Source organism: Nonomuraea sp. NPDC050394 (genome assembly GCF_044459065.1).
Taxonomy (GTDB): Bacteria; Actinomycetota; Actinomycetes; order Streptosporangiales; family Streptosporangiaceae; genus Nonomuraea.
Genome location: NZ_JBITIO010000002.1, coordinates 686,318 through 704,385 on the forward strand (window position 1 = coordinate 686,318; position 18,068 = coordinate 704,385).

The following is an 18,068-nucleotide window of genomic DNA, read 5'->3' on the forward strand; positions in this document are numbered from 1 at the left end:
AAGGCTCATCGTTAGATGGACGGGCGATATCCCTTTGTTCACTGCCGAACCAGGAATGGGAGAATCCATGTTCAAGGCTGTTCGCATGGCCGCCGCCGTCGCGGTCAGCGCCGTCGGGCTCATCGCCGCCGGCAGTCCGGCGCAGGCCGGAGCCGCGGCCGCGCAGTACGTGGCGACCATCAACACGGGCGGGGAGAGCTTCCGCGTGCGCCTCGTCGAGCCCAACGATGTCGATGCGGCGTACCGCAACATGTCCGGCCAGGGAAACCGTCAGCACATCAATGGAAAGATCCTGCAGGGAACCGACGTCAATACCGGGTGGAGCTGGCACCTGGATCCCAGTGACCTGGAGTTCGTCGACATATCGATGGAACTGTGCGATGGCAAACCGTCCGACGTAGAAAACGGCACGCTGTCCGGCGACCGCTTCTGCCCCTGGGGCACACAAGTAGTCGACATTCAGCCCCTTTCCCCCGCTAATTGACTGTCGATTTCCGTACACAGCGCTCCGGCATCCAGGTCTTGACGCCGGGCGCACGACATAAAAAACCTGTGGCCTCGCACGCTCATCCCGCCGCCCCGCGCCCGGGCGAGCATGTGCGAACCACCCCTCCCCCGCACGCCGGCCTCGGCTGACTCGGACGTGAGCCGCCCGGCTACCGGGGCGACCGCGCCGGTGGACCGAGCAGAACCCGCGCGGCGTCAAGCCGGCTGACCTCGCGGGGCTGCCCGCGAGGTCAGCGTGGTCGGGACGGGAAGGAGCGCTTCCCACTCGCTGACGGTGGCGTGTCTTTCCGCATCAGCCGGACAGGTCATGCCACGGCAGCCCGGCGCTGGTGGCCCGATCGGCTTCGGCCGGGGCGCGGCACCGTCGGTCCGGGGCCAGGGGTGCGCTTCGAGGGCGCACCGAGGCGCGGGGCTAAGTGCTGGTTGGGGTGGAGGTGGGCGTGGGAGTGAGGGTCGGGGAGGTGGTGGGGCCGGGGGACTCCTCGCCCGGCCCCTCCTGCGGGATCGTGGTGATGCTGGTCGAGGGCACCGGGCAGTCCCGCTTGGCCGCGTTCCCTCGCCTGCGGCCCGCCGGGTTCGCGCAGTCGTCGTCCTCCGACGGCTCGGGAAGGAACGTTCCCGGAGGCGGGCTGCCCGAGGAGTGGCGGTGGGAGGACGGAGTCGGGACGGCGCTGGGGCTGAGGGTGCGGGTCAGCGTGACGGCCGGGCTGGACGGGGGTGTCGTGGCCGGGGCCGGGACTCCGCTGGCCGGGCCGGTGGTGGGGCGGACGGTGGAGCCCGCCGACCCGTGCGGCTGGACGATCGGGATGTCGGGGATGACGGAGCTGCCGGAGAAGCCGAGGCTGCCCTGGTTCCCGGCGGCCACGACGGTGATCGCCGCGATGGAGACCGTGGCCAGGGCGGCGAAGCTGGCGTGGGACAACTGGGCCCCGGCGCGGGCCCGGCGGCGTTTGGGGGTCTCGTCGGCGGGGGGCGGCGCGAGCCGTACCCGGCCGGCTCCCGGAGGGTAGGGCACGGGCGTCCAGAGCTCGTCCAGGACGTCACCGACGGCGGCGCGCAGATCCCAGGGGTCGCCGACGCCGCCCGCGGCGAGTAGCGCGCGCAGGAGGTCGGCGGCTCGGGGGCGGTCGGCGGGTTTCTTGGCCAGGGCCGCCTCCACCGCGGGCCGCAGCATGGCGGGGACGGCGTCCAGGCGGGGCGGTTCCAGCAGGATGCGGCGGGTGAGCACGTCGGTCTCGCCGCGTCCGAACGGGTGGTGGGCGGTCGCGGCGAAGGCGACCAGGCAGCCCCACGAGAATACGTCCGACGCCGGTACGGCCGCGCCCCCCGTCAGCCGCTCGGGCGCCACCCACCCGGGGCTGCCCATGACCTGCCCGGCCTGCGTGTGGGCGGCGAGGGTGTCGACGTCGCGGGCGATGCCGAAGTCGATGACGCGCGGCCCTTTCGTGGACAGCAGCACGTTGCCCGGCTTCAGGTCCCGGTGGACGAGCCCGGCGTCGTGCACCGCGACGAGCGCGGCGGCTACGCCGAGGGCGACGCCGTACGCCAGATCGGGGGTGAGCGGCCCGCGGGCCGCGACGACCTGCGAGAGCGCGGGCCCGGGGATGTACTCGGTGACGAGGTAGGGCCGGTCGCGGTCGGTGCCGTCCTCGATGACGGCGGCGGTGCAGAACGGCACCACCCGCCGCGAGAACGCGACCTCCTCGGCGAACCGCGCCCGCAGCGTCTGGTCGCCCAGGTGCGTCGCGTGCGGGGTCTTGAGCGCGACGAGACCGCCGCGGGGGTGTTCGGCGAGGTAGACGACGCCCATGCCGCCCGTGCCGAGCCGGCCCAGGAGAAGGTATCGGCCGATGATGACCGGGTCGCCCACCGTCAGCGGTCGCACGCCTGGAGGCATGTCGCTCGCACCACGCGCCATCCGGATCTCGCCTCTCCTGTCGGGACCTGGCAAGCACACTGTGGCCCCATCGGGCGGAGGGTTTCCGCATGGTTTTCCCAAGGGGTATCGCGCGTAAGGCGGGTGTTACCTTTCGGTTAGTAAGGGGTGTGACTGGACGGCCTGAAGTGGCGTTTTACGACGACAGCTCCTTGGCCTCCTCGGCCTCGACCGCCTGGTTCCAGTCGCGCTTGACCGCCCGCCAGCCCTCGTCGTCGACGCCGAGCCGCCAGTAGCCGGAGATCGACAGCCGCTCCAGGGGTACGCCGCGCTCGACCCGCAGGTGGCGGCGGAGCTCCTTGACGAAACCGGCCTCGCCGTGGACGAACGCGTGCACGTCGCCCTCGGGGAAGTCCAGCCCCCGCACCGCCTCGACCAGCAGCTGCCCCACCGGGCGCCCGCCGCGGTAGAGCCAGGTGACCGGGCGCTCCAGCTTCTGCTCCTCGACCGGCCCGTCGATCTCGATGAACACGTGCGCGGTGGCGTCCGCCGGCAGCGCCTCCAGGGCGGCGGCGATCGCGGGCAGCGCGCTCTCGTCGCCGACGAGCAGGTGCCAGCCGGCGGCTGGGTCGGGGGTGTAGCCGCCGCCGGGGCCGAGCATGTAGAGGGTGTCGCCGGGCTTGGCGCCGGCCGCCCAGGGACCGGCCAGGCCCTCGTCGCCGTGGTGCACGAAGTCGATCGTCAGCTCCAGCGTGTCGGGGTCCCAGGCGCGCACGGTGTAGGTGCGCAGCCTAGGCCAGTGCTCGCGGGGCATCTCCTCACGACAGGTCTGGACGCTGAACGGCTCCGGATACTCCACGCCCTCATGGCGGAAGACGAGCTTCACGTAGTGGTCGGTCAGCCCGGAGGTGGCGAAGCCGCGCAGGCTCTCCCCGCCCACCACCACGCGGATCATGTGCGGCGTCAGCTGCTCGGTCCGCAGCACGGTCGCCTTGTGCTCGCTCTTCGACATCCGGGCCCCATTCCCCCTCGGGAGCTTAGTTAGGTATACCTAACCTACACCCCCCGTCAGGAGCGCTGGGCCGTCAGGCGGCATCTTCGAGGAAAGCCCGCCCCCGCACGTCGGCCAGGAACGCCGCCATGTGGCGGAACGCCAGCCGGGCCTCCGGCAGCACGTCGGCCAGGATCGGGAAGACGTGCGGCATCCGGGGCCACTCCTCGTACCGCACCGGCACGCCCGCCCGGCGGGCCTTGACCGCGACCCGGCGGGCCTCGTCGCGCAGCACTTCGGTCGAGCCGGTGACGATCATCAGGGGCGGCAGGCCGGTGTAGTCGCCGTTCACCGGGGAGACGAGCGGGTCGCGCGGGTCGAGCCCGGCGGTCCAGTGCCGGGCCAGCCAGCGCACCCGTCCGGCGGGCAGCATCGGGTCCTGCCAGCGGTTGGCGCGGCGCGGCACGTCGGTCAGGTCGGCCCACGGCGACAGGCACAGGGCCGCCTCGGGCAGGGGCAGGCCGCGGTCGCGCAGGGCCAGCAGGGTGGCCAGGCAGAGGTGGCCGCCGGCGGAGTCCCCCGCCAGCAGGATGTCGGACGGCGCGTGGCCGCGGGCCAGCAGGCAGGAGTACGCGTCCAGGGCGTCGGCCAGCGACTCCGCCAGCCGGTGCACCGGCCCCTGCCGGTAGTCGAGGGCGAGCACCGGGCGGCGCGCCACGACCGACAGCCGCCAGGTGACGGGCCGGTGGGTACGCGGCGAGCAGGAGAAGTAGCCGCCGCCGTGGAAGTAGAGCAGCGCCTTGCGCTCGTCCAGGCCCTCACCGGCGCGGATCCACTCGCCGCCGCAGTCGCTGAAGCGGGCCGGCACGATGCCGACGTGACCCGGCGGGGTCATCGGCAGCAGGCGCGACAGCGTGCCCAGCCGGGCGGCGGCGTCGAGCGCGAGCGGATGGCGCAGCAACAGGCTGGACGCGGGCTTGAGCGTGCCGCGCAGCAGGCCGTTGAACGTGCGGGCCTGCCAGCTCATGGGGTAGTCGGGATAGACGTCCCTGTCGATGTGCATACAAGGCCTCCGATATATCCCATTCCCTTCTGGAACATCGCTCTACCCACCAGTAAGTATCTCCTCGCTTACGCGGATATTTCGGGGAGACACGCGATGGCAGGGGGCATGGCCGGATATTCAGGTACGCCCCTGCCACAGAAGTTCGGCATCAAGCCGGGGCCGGCGCCCTCGACTTGGGGCGCCGATGCACACGCGGGCGGGGCGGGAGCCGTACGACGTGATCCTGATCTTCCGCGGCGACGTCGCGACCGCGAAGGGACGGCTGGCCGACCATGAGAAAAACCCGTTGCCGGCACCGGAACGGCGGCGCATAATACATGGCTTGCCCGGCATACCCGTGCGCACTCCCGCGCACGGGTTGTTGTCGTGCCCTCACTCTCCGGAGGTGCACACCATTCTCCTCTACGCCCGGCTCGTCCGGTACGGCTTCCGCAAACACGCCACCTATGTCGCGGCAGCGCTGGCCGGCGCCTTCACCAACAGCGTCTTCGGCATCCTGCGCGCCTACGTCCTCATCGCCCTCTGGCAGGCCAGGCCCGGCCTGGCCGGCTACGACGTGCTCGACGCCGTCACGTTCTGCTTCATCACCCAGGCCTTCATCGGCCCGATGCAGCTGTTCGGCGGCGGCCTGACCATTCCCGAACGCATCCGCAGCGGCGACATCGCCCTCGACCTGGTCCGGCCCGCCTCCCTGCAGTTGTGCGCGCTGGCGGAGGACCTTGGGCGGGCCGGCTACCTGTTCATCGTGCGGGGCCTGCCGCCGACGATCCTCGGCGCCCTGTTGTTCGGCATCACCGCGCCGGACAACGCGGGCGCCTTCCTGGTCAGCTTCGTGCTCGGCGTGGTGGTCAGCTTCGGCTGGCGCTACCTGGTGGCGTTGTCGGTGTGCTGGCTGCTCGACGACCGCGGCACCCAGGCTCTCTCCCTCGTGCTGACCACCTTCTTCAGCGGCATGATGCTGCCGCTGGGCATCTTCCCCGGCTTCCTCGGCGACCTGGCCGCGGCGCTGCCGTGGGCGGCCATGGTCCAGATTCCCATGGACGTCTACCTGGGCAAGACCGACGTCTGGCAGGCGCTCGGCGTCCAGGTGCTCTGGGTCGCGGTGATGCTCGGGCTGGGCGCGCTCGGCACCCGCCTGATCCGCCACCGGGTGGTGATCCAGGGTGGTTAGAACCTACGTGCTGCTGGCCTGGACCTGGACGCGCGCCGCGGCCGCGTACCCGGTCTCGTTCACGATCATGACGGTGCTCGGCTTCGTGGTCGCCGGACTCGACGTGGCCGCCATCCTGGTGATCTTCTCCAACACCACCACGCTGGCCGGCTTCACCCGCGACCAGGTGCTCTTCCTGTACGGCACCTCCAACGTCGCCTTCGCGCTCTGCGACATGCTGGTCAGCAACCTCGACCGGATCAGCATGCACATCAAGGCCGGCACGTTCGACACCATGCTGATCCGCCCGGTCAGCACCTGGATCCAGACGGCCACCGACCGCTTCCTGATCACCCGGATCGGCCGGGTGCTCCAAGCCCTGCTCGTGCTCGGCTACGCCGTGACCGCGCTCGACCTGCCCTGGTCGCGGCTGTGGATGGTGCCGATCATGATCGGCTGCGGGTTCGTCATCTTCTCCGCGCTCTGGACGCTGGCCGGGGCGCTGCAGTTCGTGCTGACCGACGCGCCGGAGGTGTCCAGCGCGTTCACCTACGGCAGCGGGCAGCTCACCCAGTACCCGTTCGCGATCTACGGCAGGGAACTGGTGCGCGGGGTGACGTACGTGCTGCCGCTGGCCTTCGTGAACTGGCAGCCGGGCCTGTACGTCCTCGGCCTGCCCGATCCCTTCGGCACGCCGGAGTTCATGCGCTTCCTGGGGCCCGTCGCGGCCCTCGTCCTCGCCCTGCTGGCCGGGCTGGCCTGGCGCCGGGGCATCCGACGCTACCGATCCACCGGGAGTTGACCATGATCGAGCTGGACCGGGCCGGGCGTTCCTTCAAGGTGAAGAGGAACGTCGTGCACGCCGTACACGATCTGTCCTTCACCGTGACGCCGGGGGAGTTCGTCGGCTACCTCGGCCCCAACGGCGCGGGCAAGTCCACCACCATCAAGATGCTCTGCGGCATCCTCACCCCCACCTCGGGCACGGTACGCGTGGCCGGGCTCGACCCCTCACGCAGGCGCACGGTCGTGGCCCGGCGCATCGGCGTGGTCTTCGGCCAGCGCACGACGCTGTGGTGGGATCTCCCGCTCAAGGACAGTTTCGAACTGATCCGGCTCCTTTACAAAGTAGATCGCAAGGACTTCCGGGTCAGGCTGGACGAGCTCGTCGAGACGCTCGACCTCAGCGGGTTCATGAAGACGCCGGTGCGCCAGCTCAGCCTGGGCCAGCGCATGCGCGGCGACCTGACCGCCGCGCTCCTGCACGCGCCCGAGGTGCTGGTGCTCGACGAGCCCACGATCGGCCTGGACGTCGTCAGCAAGAACAGCATCCGCGCCTTCCTCCGGCGCGTGAACGCCGAGCGGGGCACCACCGTGCTGCTGACCACCCACGACCTCGGCGACATCGAACGCCTGTGCAGGCGGGTCATGGTGATCGACCACGGCAGGATGCAGTTCGACGGCACGCTGGATGAGCTGATGGCGGGCGAGAGCTCCCTGGAGGAGGTCGTCACCCGCCTCTACACCGCGGGCGCTCAGTAGTAGGAGCTCTCCTGCGTCTGCTCGTACTCCTCGTCCATGTCGTCGTAGCGGCGGGCCCAGCGGGAGGGGATCAGCACGGGGATGAACATCGCGACGCCGAGCAGGGCATAGAAGCCCGAGGTCAGCATCGCCTTGTTGCCCGCGCCCGCCTCGGTGAGCAGCCAGTGCATGGTGGGCTGGTCGGGGATGAGCGACAGCGCGCGTACCGCGTCGAGGGCGTAGACCACCGTCCACGCCAGAAGCACCAGGGACGGGACGAACGTGGCCAGGGGCGAGACCCGCCCCGCCACCACCAGCCCGACCACGAGCCCGACGGCCGCCATGGCCCCGAGCGCGATCCACAACCGCTGCCCGCTCACGGGCGTGCCCATGCCGGCGACGAACGCCTGCTGGACTGCCCATCCTCCGCCTACGAGCACGGCGGCTGTCACCACCAGGCCGAGAAGTAAGCCAGCGAAGTGCCGCAACGTCATCACCTCATGTCAACGCGATCGGCACAGACCCTAGCGACAAAAGCCACAAATCAGCCAGGCATTGGTCACCTTGGGACTACCACAACCACTGCCCCGTGAGAGCATGAGGCAACCCATGCGCGCCCAACTCCCGCTCCGGCTCACCCGCTCGGCCGCCTTCGCCGCGGTCGGCGTGGGACTCGCCGCGCTCGCCCACACCATGGCCGGCGGCGCCGCCCCCACGCCGGGTTTCTTCTGCCTGAGCCTGGCGGCGGTCATGGCGCTGGGCACGGTCCTGTCCGGCCGCGAACGCACCCCGGTCACCATCAACACCGTGCTGATCGCCACCCAGCTGGCCCTGCACACGGCCTTCGGCTACGGGTCCGGCCCCGCGGTCCTCTCACCGCTGACCGACCCCGAGCACGGTCTCGGCCAGAACACCGGCATGCTCCTCACGCACCTCATCGCCACCCTGCTCACGGGCTGGTGGCTGGCGCGCGGCGAGGGCGCGCTGTGGTCGCTGCTGCGCCGCCTGGGCCGCCGATGGGTGCTGCTGCTCGCGTGCGTCGTTCCTGCCCGGGTACGGCAGGCCGTCTTCTTCACCTCCCGCCGCGTACCGGTCTGCCCGGCCGTCGCGCTCACCGTCGGCAGGCGCGGTCCTCCACTTCCCGCCTGACCATCTGACACCCCTTTCATCCCCTTTACCAGCGAAGTGGAGACTTCCGCATGTCCTTCCTCCGACGTGCCGCGACCGTACTCGCCGCCGCCTCAGCCCTCACCCTCGGCCTGGCCGCCCCGGCCCTGGCCCACGTCACCATCAACCCGGGCACCGCCGAGCAGGGCGGGTTCACCAAGGTCGCCTTCCGCGTGCCGAACGAGCGCGACGACGCCGGCACCACCAAGATCGAGGTCGCCTTCCCGACCGACCACCCGCTCGCCTTCGTCAGCGTCAAGCCCGTGCCCGGCTGGACCGTCAAGGTCACCGAGGGCAAGCTGCCCCAGCCGGTGAAGACGGAGTTCGGCGACCTGGAAGAGGCCGTCACCAAGGTCGAGTGGTCCGGCGGCAAGATCAACCCGGGCGAGTTCCAGGAGTTCGAGGTCTCGATGGGCCAGCTCCCGAAGGACGTGGACCAGCTGATCTTCCCGACGACGCAGACCTACTCGGGCGGCGAGGTGGTCAAGTGGGCTGACGCCCCCAAGTCCGACGGCACCGAGGCCGAACACCCGGCCCCCGTCCTCAAGCTGACCCCCGCGACAGCCGGCGCCCACGGCGCCCCCGCGACCCCGGCCACCACCGCCCCGGCAGCCAAGCCGTCACTGACCCCGGTGGCGGCCTCGTCAGCCTCCTCCGACAACACCGCCCGCCTGCTGGGCGGCGCCGGCCTGGCAGTGGGCGTCATCGGGCTGGTGGTAGCCGCCCTGGCCCTGCGCCGCCGCCCCTCCTGACCCCAACCCGGGAACCCCAGATCCCCGGAACCCGACCTCCAGAGCCCAACCCCCTGGACCCGACCCCCAAGGCTCGGGTCCAGGAAAACCCCAAGCCAGGGAACCCCACCCCCAAGATCCCCTGACCGGACGCCTCCCGGTAACGCACCCCCGGAACGCCCACCGAAGTCCAAGGCCCCTCCCCCCGCCGGAGACAGGGCACCACCACCGCGCCCCCAGGATTGTCGGCGCCGCGACGGCGAGACGCGTCACAGCCGAGCCCGGCGCACCACGAACGGCCACGGTCCCCGGTCAGCGAAGGGCCGTGACGGTGGGTGCCACGTCCGACGTGAGAAGCGATCCCCCCGACCTGCGCGAGCCCACGTCGGCGGGTGGCGCCCACCCGGCCCGCCGTAAAGGAAAGCCACAAAAGGCGACTATGAAGAAATGTCCTTGCCGGAGAACTTGGCCCAGGCGATGGAGAAGAACAGGGCGACGTACGCGGCAAAGGCCAGCAGCCCGCCCGACATGTCGCCGATGGGATCACGCAACGCCCCGTCGAACCCCGACCAATGCGTCGGCAGCAGATACGGCGCCAGCCAGTCCAGCTGCGGAAACGCCCGCAGTACCTGCGTGACGATGATCAGCACCAGCGTGGCCGCGATGGCCCCGATCGACACCTCCGTCAGCGTCGACAGCGCCAGCGCGACGGCCGCCAGCGCCGCCATCCCCGCGCTCACGTACCCGACGGTGATGAGGATGCGCACCAGCCCGTCCGCGAAGCTCACGGTCGTCCCCGACAGCAGCGTCACCGGCCCGACGGGGAACAACGCCATCCCCACCACCAGCGCCGACACCGCCACGGCGGCGGTCACGGCGACGGAGAAGATGACCGCGTTGAGGTATTTGACCGCCAGCAGGCGTCCCCGCCCGGCCGGCGCGGCCAGCAGGTAGCGCAGGGTCCCGGCCCCGGCCTCGCCCGCGATCGAGTCACCGGCGACGACCGCGACCGCGATCGGCATCAGCAACGGCACCAGCGCCGACAGCGCCACGAACGTCAGCATGAGGCTGTTCCCGGCCGTGGCCGCCAGCAGCGCGCCCATGCCGCCGTCGGCGTCCTCGGTGCCGATGCTCTTCAGCACGACGCCGATGATCACCGGCACCAGCGCGAGCACGCCCAGCATGATGAGGTTGCGCGGGCGCCGGAACGTCAGCCCGAGCTCAGAGCGCAGCAACCGCCAGAACGCCACCACCCCGCCGGACGGCTCGGGCTCGGCCAGCACGGACGGCTCGCGCGGCGCGGCGGCGCGTTCGGCGCTGCGCCGTGTCTCGCTCACCGGCACCAGTCCCGGCGTCCGGCGTGTGCCGGTCTGGGTGTCAGCCGTCGACATCGAACCCCTCCCCCGTCAGTCCCACGAACACGTCCTCCAGGCTCGTGCGCACCACCGACAGCCCGCGTACGGCCACGCCCGCCACGACCAGTTCCGCGTTGATCCGCTCCGGCGCCTGCCCGCCGAGTTCGGCGGTCACGTCGGAGCCCACGCGCACGTCGGGCAGTTCGAGCGCGGTCAGCACCCGTGCGGCCGTTTCCAGGTCGGGCGTGTCGATCCTGATCCGGGCGGCGCGCCCGCCGCTGAGCGAGGCGATGGTGCCCTGGGCGACGAGCCGCCCGGCGCTCATGATGCCGGCGTGGGTGCACATCTGCTCGACCTCGGCCAGCAGGTGCGAGGAGACGAACACGGTCGTGCCCTCGGCGGCGACGTCCTTGACCAGGGCCCGTACCTCGCGGGTGCCCTGCGGGTCGAGTCCGTTCGTGGGCTCGTCGAGCACCAGCAGCCGCCGGGGCCGCAGCAGCGCGGCGGCGATGGCCAGGCGCTGGCGCATGCCCAGCGAGTACGCCCGGATGCGTTTGCCCGCGGCGGCGGCGAGACCGACCCGCTCCAGGGCCTGCGCGGCCCGCGTCCTGGCGGTCCTGGGCGGCGCGCTCGGGTCGGCGGCGTCGAAGCGCAGCAGATTGGCCTCGCCCGACAGGTACGGATAGAAGGCCGGACCCTCCACCAGCGCCCCCACCGTGGTCAGGGGCGGCATCGTGAAGGTGCCCTCCGTGGGCGCGATCAGCCCGAGCAGCATGCGGATCGTGGTCGTCTTGCCCGAGCCGTTCGGCCCGAGGAAGCCGTAGACGGACCCGCTCGGCACGTCCAGGTCGATCGCGTCCACCGCGACCTGGCCGCCGCGAAAGCGCTTGGTCAGGCCACTGGTGGTGATGGCGGCGGGCGGGGCCGCCCCGGAGGGCGCCCCCGCTTCCAACATGACCTCGGATGTCACTGGCCTGCGACCTTGACGAGCTCGTCAGGGGTGACCGCGCCGGCCAGCAGGCGGCCGTCGTCGGTCAGCAGGGCGGTGACCAGCTTGGTCTTGATCATCTTGCCGGAGCCCCATGCGCCGCTCACCGGGGTCGCCTGGTCGAGGATGAGCTTCGTGGTCTGGGCCTCGCGCGAGTTCCCGTCCTGCCCGTCCTGCTTGAACGGCAGCACCGCCACGCTCGTCCAGCCGTTGCCGACAACCTTGACCTGCTCGGCGGCCTTCTCGGTCTCCTTGTCGTGGCCGGCGGCCGGCTCACGCAGCTGGCCGATGTCCTTCTCCTCCACCTTGGCGCCCGCGGGCGGGGTGAAGGCGAAGTTCTCCTCGGCCGGCGGGCTGAACGTCACCTGCGTGAACCCGACCTGGAAAGCCGGTTCAGCCGAGCCCTTGGCGAACACCTGAACCTGCAGCGGCTGGTAGTTCTCGCCGTCCAGGGCCAGGCGCACCTCCTTCACCAGCGAGCTCTGCGCCTTGGGCGTCAGCACCAGCTGGTAGACGGAGCGGCCGGCGACCTCGGCGGTGTTCGTCACCGAGACGCCCGTGTCCTCGTTGACCCGGTCCAGGAACGTCTCGGCGACCTGCTGCGGCGTCAGATCCGTCGGGCTCGGCGTCGCCAGCGGGTCCTTCCGCTCGGACGCGGCGGGCAGTTTCACCTTGGTCGCGGTGTTCGTGCCACTGTCCCAATACCAGGCCTGCTCGCCGTTGACGATCAGGTTGGTCTCACTCATCTGGCCGGGCAGGGCGATCCTCAGCCGGTCCTGCGCGCCGTACCAGACCTTGACCTCGTGCGAACCGGACAACAACGCCAGCGGCGAGGCCGCGTCACCCTGACCGGGCAGCGCGGGCAGGCCGAGCGAAGCCGTCTGCTGGACCGTGCCCGACATCGCCGGCGGCCCACCCGCCTTCTTGACCGCCGCGGCGGCATCGGCCAGCAACTGCGCGGCCGTACGTTCGGGCAGGACGGGCTCGCCGCTGACGGCGGCGATCACGGGACCGGCGCCGACCGCCGCGCCGATCACGGCGGCGGCCGCGATCGGGACCCCCCACCTCACGATCGTTCCTCTGCGCATCTCACTCCTTCACGGTATGCGGATGTTCCCACCGTGGTGCATCGGTCCTTAGGTGATCCTGAGAGCGTCTGAGAGCCCTCTCAGCTCCTCCCGGCTCCCTTCGCGTCTCTCCGCCCTTGCCCCCTTTTCGTCTTCCGCCCCATCCGTTACGGCGAAGCCGCCGCCCGCACCACCCGCCGACGTGTGTCGGCGCAGGTCGGGGGGATCGCTTCTCACGTCGGACAACTCCCCGCCGCGACGGCCCCCTCTACCCGGCTACCCCGGCCCCGGGCCGGGCCCCGCACACTTGGCGCCGGCCTCCGCCACACCCCATCCCGCCGCACCGGCGCTCTACAAGGGTCGCGGGTGCCCGGAAGCGCGGGAGCGTGTGGTTTGGGGGCTGAGAGGGTTCTCAGGCGGGGGTGCCTACACTCCAGGGCATGAGGGTTCTGGTCGTCGAGGATGAGCGGCGTATGGCGGCGGCGCTGCAGCGTGGTCTGCAGGCGGAGGGGTTCGCCGTGGATCTGGCCCACGACGGCGAGGAAGGGCTGCACCTGGCCCGCAACGGCGAGTACGACGTGGTCGTCCTGGACATCATGCTGCCCCGCCTGTCCGGCTACAACGTCTGCAAGCACCTGCGCGCCGAGGAGAACTGGGTGCCGATCCTGATGTTGTCGGCCAAGGACGGCGAGTACGACATGGCCGACGGCCTCGATCTCGGGGCCGATGACTATCTGACCAAGCCGTTCTCCTACGTGGTGCTGGTCGCGCGGCTCAGGGCGCTGCTCAGGCGGGACGCGGGCAGGCGGCCGGCGGTGCTGACCGCCGGGGATCTGTCGCTGGACCCCGCCCGGCGGCGGGTGGAGCGTGGCGAGGCGCAGGTCGAGCTGACGCCACGGGAGTTCGCGCTGCTGGAGTACCTGCTGCGGCGGCGGGACGAGGTCGTCTCGAAGTCGGAGATCCTGGAGCACGTCTGGGACACCTTCGACACCGACCCGAACGTCGTCGAGGTCTATGTCGGCTATCTCCGCCGCAAGATCGACGCCCCGTTCGGCAGGAACGCGCTGCAGACCGTGCGCGGCGCGGGCTACCGCCTGGCCGGCGACGGTGGCTGATTCGCCGCTGGCCTGGTGGCGGCGGCAGGGGCTGCGGTTCCGGCTGACCATGGTGGCCGCCGCGGTGCTCGCGCTGGCGCTGGCGATCTCGGCGTCGGTACTGCTCAGCGTGCTGCAGCGGGCGCTGCTCGGCACGGTGGACGACTCGCTGCGCCAGCAGGCGCAGACGGTGCGGGTCAAGGCCGACAACGAGATGCTGACCAGCCCGATCGTCACCCATGACGGGACGATCGTGCAGGTTCTGGAGCGCGACGGCCGGATCTCGAACGTCACCTACGGCGCCGACCGGCTGGTCCCACTGCTGGACGCGCCGGCCAGGCAGCGGGCGCTCAAGGGCGAGGCGCTCTATCTGGACGGCCGGCCGTACGCGATCCCCGGGCCGCTGCACGTCGTGGCGGTCAGCGCGGACCGGGGCCGCACGGTGCTGGCGGCGCGCCCGATCGGCGAGATCGTACGGAGCCTGGGCGTGGCGGGAAAGGTGCTGTTCGTGGGCACGCCCGCGCTGGTGGTGCTGCTGGCCGCGGCCAGCTGGCTGATCATCGGCAGGACGCTGCGGCCGATCGCCGCGCTGCGCAGGGGCGCGGCCGACATCACCCACACCGCCCGCTCGCGCCGCCTGCCGGTGCCGCAGGCCCGCGACGAGGTGCACGCGCTGGCGCTCACGCTCAACGACATGCTGGCCCGCCTGGAGGAGGCGGAGAAGCGCCAGCGCTCGCTGGTCTCCGACGCCTCCCATGAGCTGCGCAGCCCGCTGGCCAGCATCCGCCTGCAACTGGAGGTGGCGCTGGGACATCCGGAGGGAGCCGACTGGCAGGAGACGGCCGAGGGCGTGCTGGAGGACACGTTGCGCCTGTCGCGCCTGGCCGAGGACCTGCTCGCGCTGGCCCGCCTCGACGAGCGCGGCGGCCGTCCTGCCCGCCGCGAGCCGGTCAACCTCGATGAGGTGGTACGGCGCTGCGTCGAGCGCTACGGCGAGGCCCACCTGGTGGCCTGCGACCCGGTCCTGGTGACCGGCGACGCCCTCGACCTGACCAGGGTGCTGACGAACCTGCTGGACAACGCCGTCCGCCACGCCGCCTCCAAGGTGGAGGTGGCGCTGACCGCCGACGGCGTGCTGACCGTGACCGACGACGGCCCCGGCATCCCGCCGGAGGACCGCGAGCGCGTCTTCGACCGCTTCACCCGGCTCGACTCGGGCCGGGGCCGCGACGAAGGCGGCGCGGGGCTGGGCCTGGCCATCGTGCGGGAGACGGTGCGCGCGCACGACGGCCGGGTGTACCTGGAGGACGCGCTGCCCGGCCTGCGCGTGGTGGTGGAGCTCCCCGCCGCCCGCAAAACCACGTAGAAGCCGCTAAGGCTCATAAAGCGGATCGATAGCGCCGTCCCCTACGCTCCCCCGGGACGGACGCGCGCCGTCCGCGATCAACGAACGTGAAGGAAACACCATGCGCAACATCCTTATCGCCCTGGGCCTGGCCGCGGCTCTCGCGGGCGGCACCGTGGCGGTCGCCTCCACCGCGGTGGCCAAGCCGGTACCCGGCTGCGAAGGCAAGCCGCTGTGCGACGACGACGACATGCACTGGCCCAACCCGATCGGCTCGCCCACCCCGGGCACCTGACCGGTCAGCGCGCGCGGGCGAGGGCCTCGGCGGCCTTCGCCCGCCATGGTTCGGCACCGATCTCCTCGAACAACGCGTACGCCTCCTGAAGGTGCGACTCGGCGGCCCGTTCGCCGCCCTCCATCATCAGCAGCCCGAGGTTCAGCCGGATCCTGCCGGAGATGAGCCGCTCCCCCAGCCGCTCGGCGAGGTCCAGCGCGGCCGCCAGCGTCCCCTTGGCCCGGTCGGGCTGGCCGAGCGCGATCCTGGCCTCGGCGATGCCCTGCATGACGTAGGCCTCGCCGATCCGGTCGCGTACGTCGCGCACGATCACGGCCGCCGCCTCGAACGCCTCCAGGGCCCGCCGGCCCTCGCCCTTCAGCAGCGCGAGGCGGCCGATGGAGTTGAGCGCCTGGGCCTCGCCGCGTGGCACGCCCTCCGCCCGGAAGATCTCCAGCGCCTGCTCCAGCATGGGTCCGCCCTCGTCGAGCGTGCCCCGTTCCAGGTGGATGACGGCCAGGTTGACCAGCGCGTGGGCCTCGGCGGCCCGGTCGCCGACGGCGCGCAGCAGGGGCAGGGCCTGCTCGTAGCGCTCCCTGGCGGCGGCGACGTCGCCGCGCATCCGCTCGACCATCGCCATGTTCCGCAGGGCCAGGGCGCGGCCGTGGGTCTCGCCGATCTCGTCGAACAGGTCGAGCGCCTCGGTCAGCATGGGGTGGGCCTCGCCGTACCTCTGCTGGAAGACCGCGAGTGAGCTCAGCGAGTAGACCATCGCGCCCTCGCCGCGGATGTTGCCCGCCTCGCGGCAGGCCTTGAGCGCGAGTTCGCTGACCGCGCGCCACTCGTCGAAGTAGCCGTGGGTCTCGAACAGGGTGATCGCGGTCATCGCGATGCTCCAGCACAGCTCGTCCAGGCCGTGCGCCGCGGCCTGGCGCACGAGCGCCAGCAGCGTGGCGCGCTCGCCGTCGAGCCAGGTCAGCGGGTCGTCGCCGATGAGCGCGTCGGCCAGCGTGGGCGCGAAGGGACCGGGTCCCGCCTTGCCGCGCAGGAGCGTGAAGTGGCCGCCGTAGTAGCGCTCGTGCGCGCGCTCGCTGAGGCGGACGAAGGCGGAGCAGGCACGTTCCAGGGTGGCCAGCCGCTGCTCGCGCCGTTCCTCGGTCTGCGCGCGCTCGCCGGCGAAGGCGCGTACGAGATCGTGGATGGCGTAGTGGCCACCCCGGACGGTCAGCAGGGACGCGCCGACGAGCTCGTCGAGTGCCTGCTCGGCGTCGCCGTCGAGCAGCGCGCCGGCCATCCAGGCGGTCGTCTGCGGGCTGTCGGCCAGTCCGATGCGCCGGAAGAGGGTACGCGCCCGCGCGGACAGGCCCCGGTAGGACACCTCCAGGCTGGCCCGGACCTCCAGGTCGCCGTGGCTGAGCACGTCGAGCATGGTGCGTGAGTCGCTGAGCAGGCCGACCAGGGTCTCGATCGTCCACTGGGGGCGCACGGCCAGCCGGGCCCCGGCGATGCGCAGCGCCAGGGGCAGGCCGCCGCACTGGGCCGCGAGCCTCCTGAGCGCGTCGGGCTCCGCGGCGGCGCGCCGTTCGCCGACGTCGCCCATGAGCAGCCGGACGGAACCGGCGTCGTCCAGGACCTCCAGCCTGACCACCCAGTGCTCGGCCATCCCGATGGGCCGCTCGCGGCCGGTCACCAGCACGCCGCAGGGGGCGCCGCCGGGCAGCAGCGGCCAGATCTGCTCGAAGGATCCGGCGTTGTCGAGCAGGACGAGCAGCCTGCGCCCGGCGACCGTGGAGCGGAACAGGGCGCCGCGTTCCTCGGCCGAGCGCGGGATGGCGCTGACGCCGAGCGCGCGCAGGAACATGCTGAGCACGTCCGTGGCCTCGCTCTGCCCGTCGCGCAGGTCCACGTAGAGCTGGCCGTCGGGGTAGTGGGAGGACAGCTCGTGGGCGGCGTGCACGGCCAGTTCGGTCTTGCCCACGCCCGCGCGGCCCACGACGGCGGCCATGGGCAGCGGCCCGTCCGCGCCGGAACCGGCCAGCATGCCGGTGAGCCTGGCCAGTTCGGCGGAGCGGCCGGAGAGCGTGGAGATCATCGGCGGGAGCTGGCGCGGCACCGGCGTGAGCCTGACGGGCGGCGCGGGCCGGTCGAGCTCGTCCTCCTGGTTGAGAATGGCCAGCTCCAGGCGGCGCAGCTCGTCGCTCGGCTCCAGCCCGAGCGTGTCGAGAAGCATCTCGCGGTAGGCGCGGAAGGCGTCCAGCGCCTCGGCCTGCCGTCCCGACCGGTACAGGGCCAGCATCAGGTGGTTGTGCGGGCGCTCGCGCAGCGGGTGGGCCTCGACCAGCCGCCGCAGCTCGCCGACCAGCTCCAGGTGCCGCCCGAGCCCCAGTTCCAGCTCGACGCACTGCTCGTGGGCCAGCAGCCGGCGTTCCTCGAGGTCATGGACCATCGGCCGGATCAGGTCGCTGTCCACGTCGGACAGCGCGGGCCCGCGCCACAGCGCCAGCGCCGCGCGCAGGGTGCGCGCGGCCCGCTCGGGCTCCTCGCCGCGCGCCCGCGTGATCAGGTCGTCGAACTCGGTCAGGTCCAGCCGCGCCGGGTCCACCTTCACGACGTAGCCGGGCGAGCGCGTGATCAGCGTGTGGTACGGCTGCGCCGTGTCGTGAAGCACGCGGCGCAACTGCGAGATCCGGATCTGCACCTGGTTGCGCGCCGTGCCCGGCGGGTTCTCCCCCCAGGCCGCCTCGATCATCCGCTCCAGGGGAACGACCCGGTTCGCTTCGAGCAGCAACATGGCCATGACGACCCGCTGGAGGCTGCCCCCGAGATGGAGCTCCTGTCCCTCGTGTTCGACCAGCAGCGGTCCGAGAATCTTGAATCGCATCCGCTCTCCTCCGCCGGTGATGCTTCCAAGCGGGTGTTGCACAAGATCTGCACTC

The 18,068-nt window shown here is 71.7% G+C and carries 16 protein-coding genes and 1 pseudogene; 9 read left to right on the forward strand and 8 right to left on the reverse strand.

All coding sequences use genetic code 11. The features are described 5' to 3' along the window. The first annotated feature begins 67 nt into the window (after positions 1-67). Positions 68-484, forward strand: a complete 417-nt coding sequence (locus tag ACIBKY_RS11205) for a hypothetical protein (protein ID WP_397096402.1) — start codon at positions 68-70, stop codon at positions 482-484. A gap of 435 nt (positions 485-919) precedes the next feature. Here ACIBKY_RS11205 and ACIBKY_RS11210 read toward each other — a convergent pair whose 3' ends face one another. From ACIBKY_RS11210 to ACIBKY_RS11220, 3 genes are all read right to left on the reverse strand, one after another. Next, positions 920-2,392: a protein kinase gene (locus tag ACIBKY_RS11210; protein ID WP_397096404.1), complete on the reverse strand. Its 1,473-nt coding sequence runs from the start codon at positions 2,390-2,392 to the stop codon at positions 920-922. Positions 2,393-2,579: 187 nt separating this feature from the next. Next, positions 2,580-3,395 carry a siderophore-interacting protein gene (locus ACIBKY_RS11215; RefSeq protein ID WP_397096406.1) on the reverse strand — a complete coding sequence of 272 codons (816 nt, stop codon included), beginning with the start codon at positions 3,393-3,395 and terminating at the stop codon, positions 2,580-2,582. Between the two features lie 73 nt (positions 3,396-3,468). Continuing rightward, positions 3,469-4,437, reverse strand: a complete 969-nt coding sequence (locus tag ACIBKY_RS11220; RefSeq protein WP_397096408.1) for an alpha/beta hydrolase — start codon at positions 4,435-4,437, stop codon at positions 3,469-3,471. Positions 4,438-4,825: 388 nt separating this feature from the next. Here ACIBKY_RS11220 and ACIBKY_RS11225 point away from each other — a divergent pair, with 388 nt between their 5' ends. The 3 genes and pseudogenes from ACIBKY_RS11225 to ACIBKY_RS11235 form a co-directional block, all read left to right on the forward strand. After that, on the forward strand, positions 4,826-5,611 hold the full coding sequence (locus ACIBKY_RS11225) for an ABC transporter permease (RefSeq protein WP_397096410.1): 786 nt from the start codon (positions 4,826-4,828) through the stop codon (positions 5,609-5,611). Further along, on the forward strand, positions 5,604-6,392 hold the full coding sequence (locus tag ACIBKY_RS11230; RefSeq protein WP_397096412.1) for an ABC transporter permease: 789 nt from the start codon (positions 5,604-5,606) through the stop codon (positions 6,390-6,392). The genes ACIBKY_RS11225 and ACIBKY_RS11230 overlap by 8 nt, the downstream gene beginning before the upstream one ends. Positions 6,393-6,394: 2 nt before the next feature. Next, positions 6,395-7,075, forward strand: a pseudogene (locus ACIBKY_RS11235) (ATP-binding cassette domain-containing protein); the annotation flags it as partial. 50 nt (positions 7,076-7,125) lie between these two features. Here the strand turns inward: ACIBKY_RS11235 and ACIBKY_RS11240 are convergent. Beyond that, positions 7,126-7,599 (reverse strand): hypothetical protein, encoded by a 474-nt coding sequence (locus ACIBKY_RS11240; RefSeq protein WP_379616363.1) that lies wholly within the window; start codon positions 7,597-7,599, stop codon positions 7,126-7,128. Positions 7,600-7,720: 121 nt separating this feature from the next. Between ACIBKY_RS11240 and ACIBKY_RS11245 the strand changes: the two genes are divergently transcribed. After that, positions 7,721-8,260, forward strand: coding sequence for an MFS transporter (locus ACIBKY_RS11245; protein ID WP_397096414.1), 540 nt, complete (start codon positions 7,721-7,723; stop codon positions 8,258-8,260). 50 nt (positions 8,261-8,310) lie between these two features. Further along, complete coding sequence (locus ACIBKY_RS11250) at positions 8,311-9,030, forward strand: YcnI family protein (RefSeq protein ID WP_397096415.1); 720 nt, start codon at positions 8,311-8,313, stop codon at positions 9,028-9,030. A gap of 416 nt (positions 9,031-9,446) precedes the next feature. Here the strand turns inward: ACIBKY_RS11250 and ACIBKY_RS11255 are convergent, their stop codons facing one another. Genes ACIBKY_RS11255 through ACIBKY_RS11265 form a run of 3 tightly spaced genes read right to left on the reverse strand, consistent with a single transcriptional unit; the run spans position 9,447 to position 12,422 of the window. Continuing rightward, positions 9,447-10,400, reverse strand: a complete 954-nt coding sequence (locus tag ACIBKY_RS11255) for an ABC transporter permease (protein WP_397096417.1) — start codon at positions 10,398-10,400, stop codon at positions 9,447-9,449. Beyond that, entirely contained in the window at positions 10,387-11,334 is a 948-nt protein-coding gene (locus ACIBKY_RS11260; RefSeq protein ID WP_397096419.1) for an ABC transporter ATP-binding protein, read from the reverse strand. The genes ACIBKY_RS11255 and ACIBKY_RS11260 overlap by 14 nt, the downstream gene beginning before the upstream one ends. Further along, a complete protein-coding gene (locus ACIBKY_RS11265) occupies positions 11,331-12,422 on the reverse strand; it encodes an outer membrane lipoprotein carrier protein LolA (protein ID WP_397096421.1) in 1,092 nt (363 codons plus the stop codon). The genes ACIBKY_RS11260 and ACIBKY_RS11265 overlap by 4 nt, the downstream gene beginning before the upstream one ends. Positions 12,423-12,859: 437 nt before the next feature. Here ACIBKY_RS11265 and ACIBKY_RS11270 point away from each other — a divergent pair, with 437 nt between their 5' ends. The 3 genes from ACIBKY_RS11270 to ACIBKY_RS11280 all read left to right on the forward strand — a co-directional run bounded on the left by ACIBKY_RS11270 (position 12,860) and on the right by ACIBKY_RS11280 (position 15,153). After that, positions 12,860-13,534 (forward strand): response regulator transcription factor, encoded by a 675-nt coding sequence (locus ACIBKY_RS11270; RefSeq protein ID WP_379616375.1) that lies wholly within the window; start codon positions 12,860-12,862, stop codon positions 13,532-13,534. After that, a complete protein-coding gene (locus ACIBKY_RS11275) occupies positions 13,527-14,879 on the forward strand; it encodes a sensor histidine kinase (protein ID WP_397096423.1) in 1,353 nt (450 codons plus the stop codon). The genes ACIBKY_RS11270 and ACIBKY_RS11275 overlap by 8 nt, the downstream gene beginning before the upstream one ends. A 100-nt stretch (positions 14,880-14,979) precedes the next feature. Beyond that, a complete protein-coding gene (locus ACIBKY_RS11280) occupies positions 14,980-15,153 on the forward strand; it encodes a hypothetical protein (RefSeq protein ID WP_397096425.1) in 174 nt (57 codons plus the stop codon). Between the two features lie 4 nt (positions 15,154-15,157). Here the strand turns inward: ACIBKY_RS11280 and ACIBKY_RS11285 are convergent, their stop codons facing one another. Beyond that, positions 15,158-18,013 carry a BTAD domain-containing putative transcriptional regulator gene (locus ACIBKY_RS11285; protein ID WP_397096427.1) on the reverse strand — a complete coding sequence of 952 codons (2,856 nt, stop codon included), beginning with the start codon at positions 18,011-18,013 and terminating at the stop codon, positions 15,158-15,160. Between the last annotated feature and the right edge of the window lie 55 nt (positions 18,014-18,068).

Bases quoted from the DNA above. Each gene is read 5' to 3' on its own strand.
- ACIBKY_RS11205 (WP_397096402.1), top strand. From the start codon at position 68: ATGTTCAAGGCTGTTCGCATGGCCGCCGCCGTCGCGGTCAGCGCCGTC.
- ACIBKY_RS11215 (WP_397096406.1), bottom strand. From the start codon at position 3,395: ATGTCGAAGAGCGAGCACAAGGCGACCGTGCTGCGGACCGAGCAGCTG.
- ACIBKY_RS11220 (WP_397096408.1), bottom strand. From the start codon at position 4,437: ATGCACATCGACAGGGACGTCTATCCCGACTACCCCATGAGCTGGCAG.
- ACIBKY_RS11245 (WP_397096414.1), top strand. From the start codon at position 7,721: ATGCGCGCCCAACTCCCGCTCCGGCTCACCCGCTCGGCCGCCTTCGCC.
- ACIBKY_RS11250 (WP_397096415.1), top strand. From the start codon at position 8,311: ATGTCCTTCCTCCGACGTGCCGCGACCGTACTCGCCGCCGCCTCAGCC.
- ACIBKY_RS11255 (WP_397096417.1), bottom strand. From the start codon at position 10,400: ATGTCGACGGCTGACACCCAGACCGGCACACGCCGGACGCCGGGACTG.
- ACIBKY_RS11270 (WP_379616375.1), top strand. From the start codon at position 12,860: ATGAGGGTTCTGGTCGTCGAGGATGAGCGGCGTATGGCGGCGGCGCTG.
- ACIBKY_RS11280 (WP_397096425.1), top strand. From the start codon at position 14,980: ATGCGCAACATCCTTATCGCCCTGGGCCTGGCCGCGGCTCTCGCGGGC.
- ACIBKY_RS11285 (WP_397096427.1), bottom strand. From the start codon at position 18,013: ATGCGATTCAAGATTCTCGGACCGCTGCTGGTCGAACACGAGGGACAG.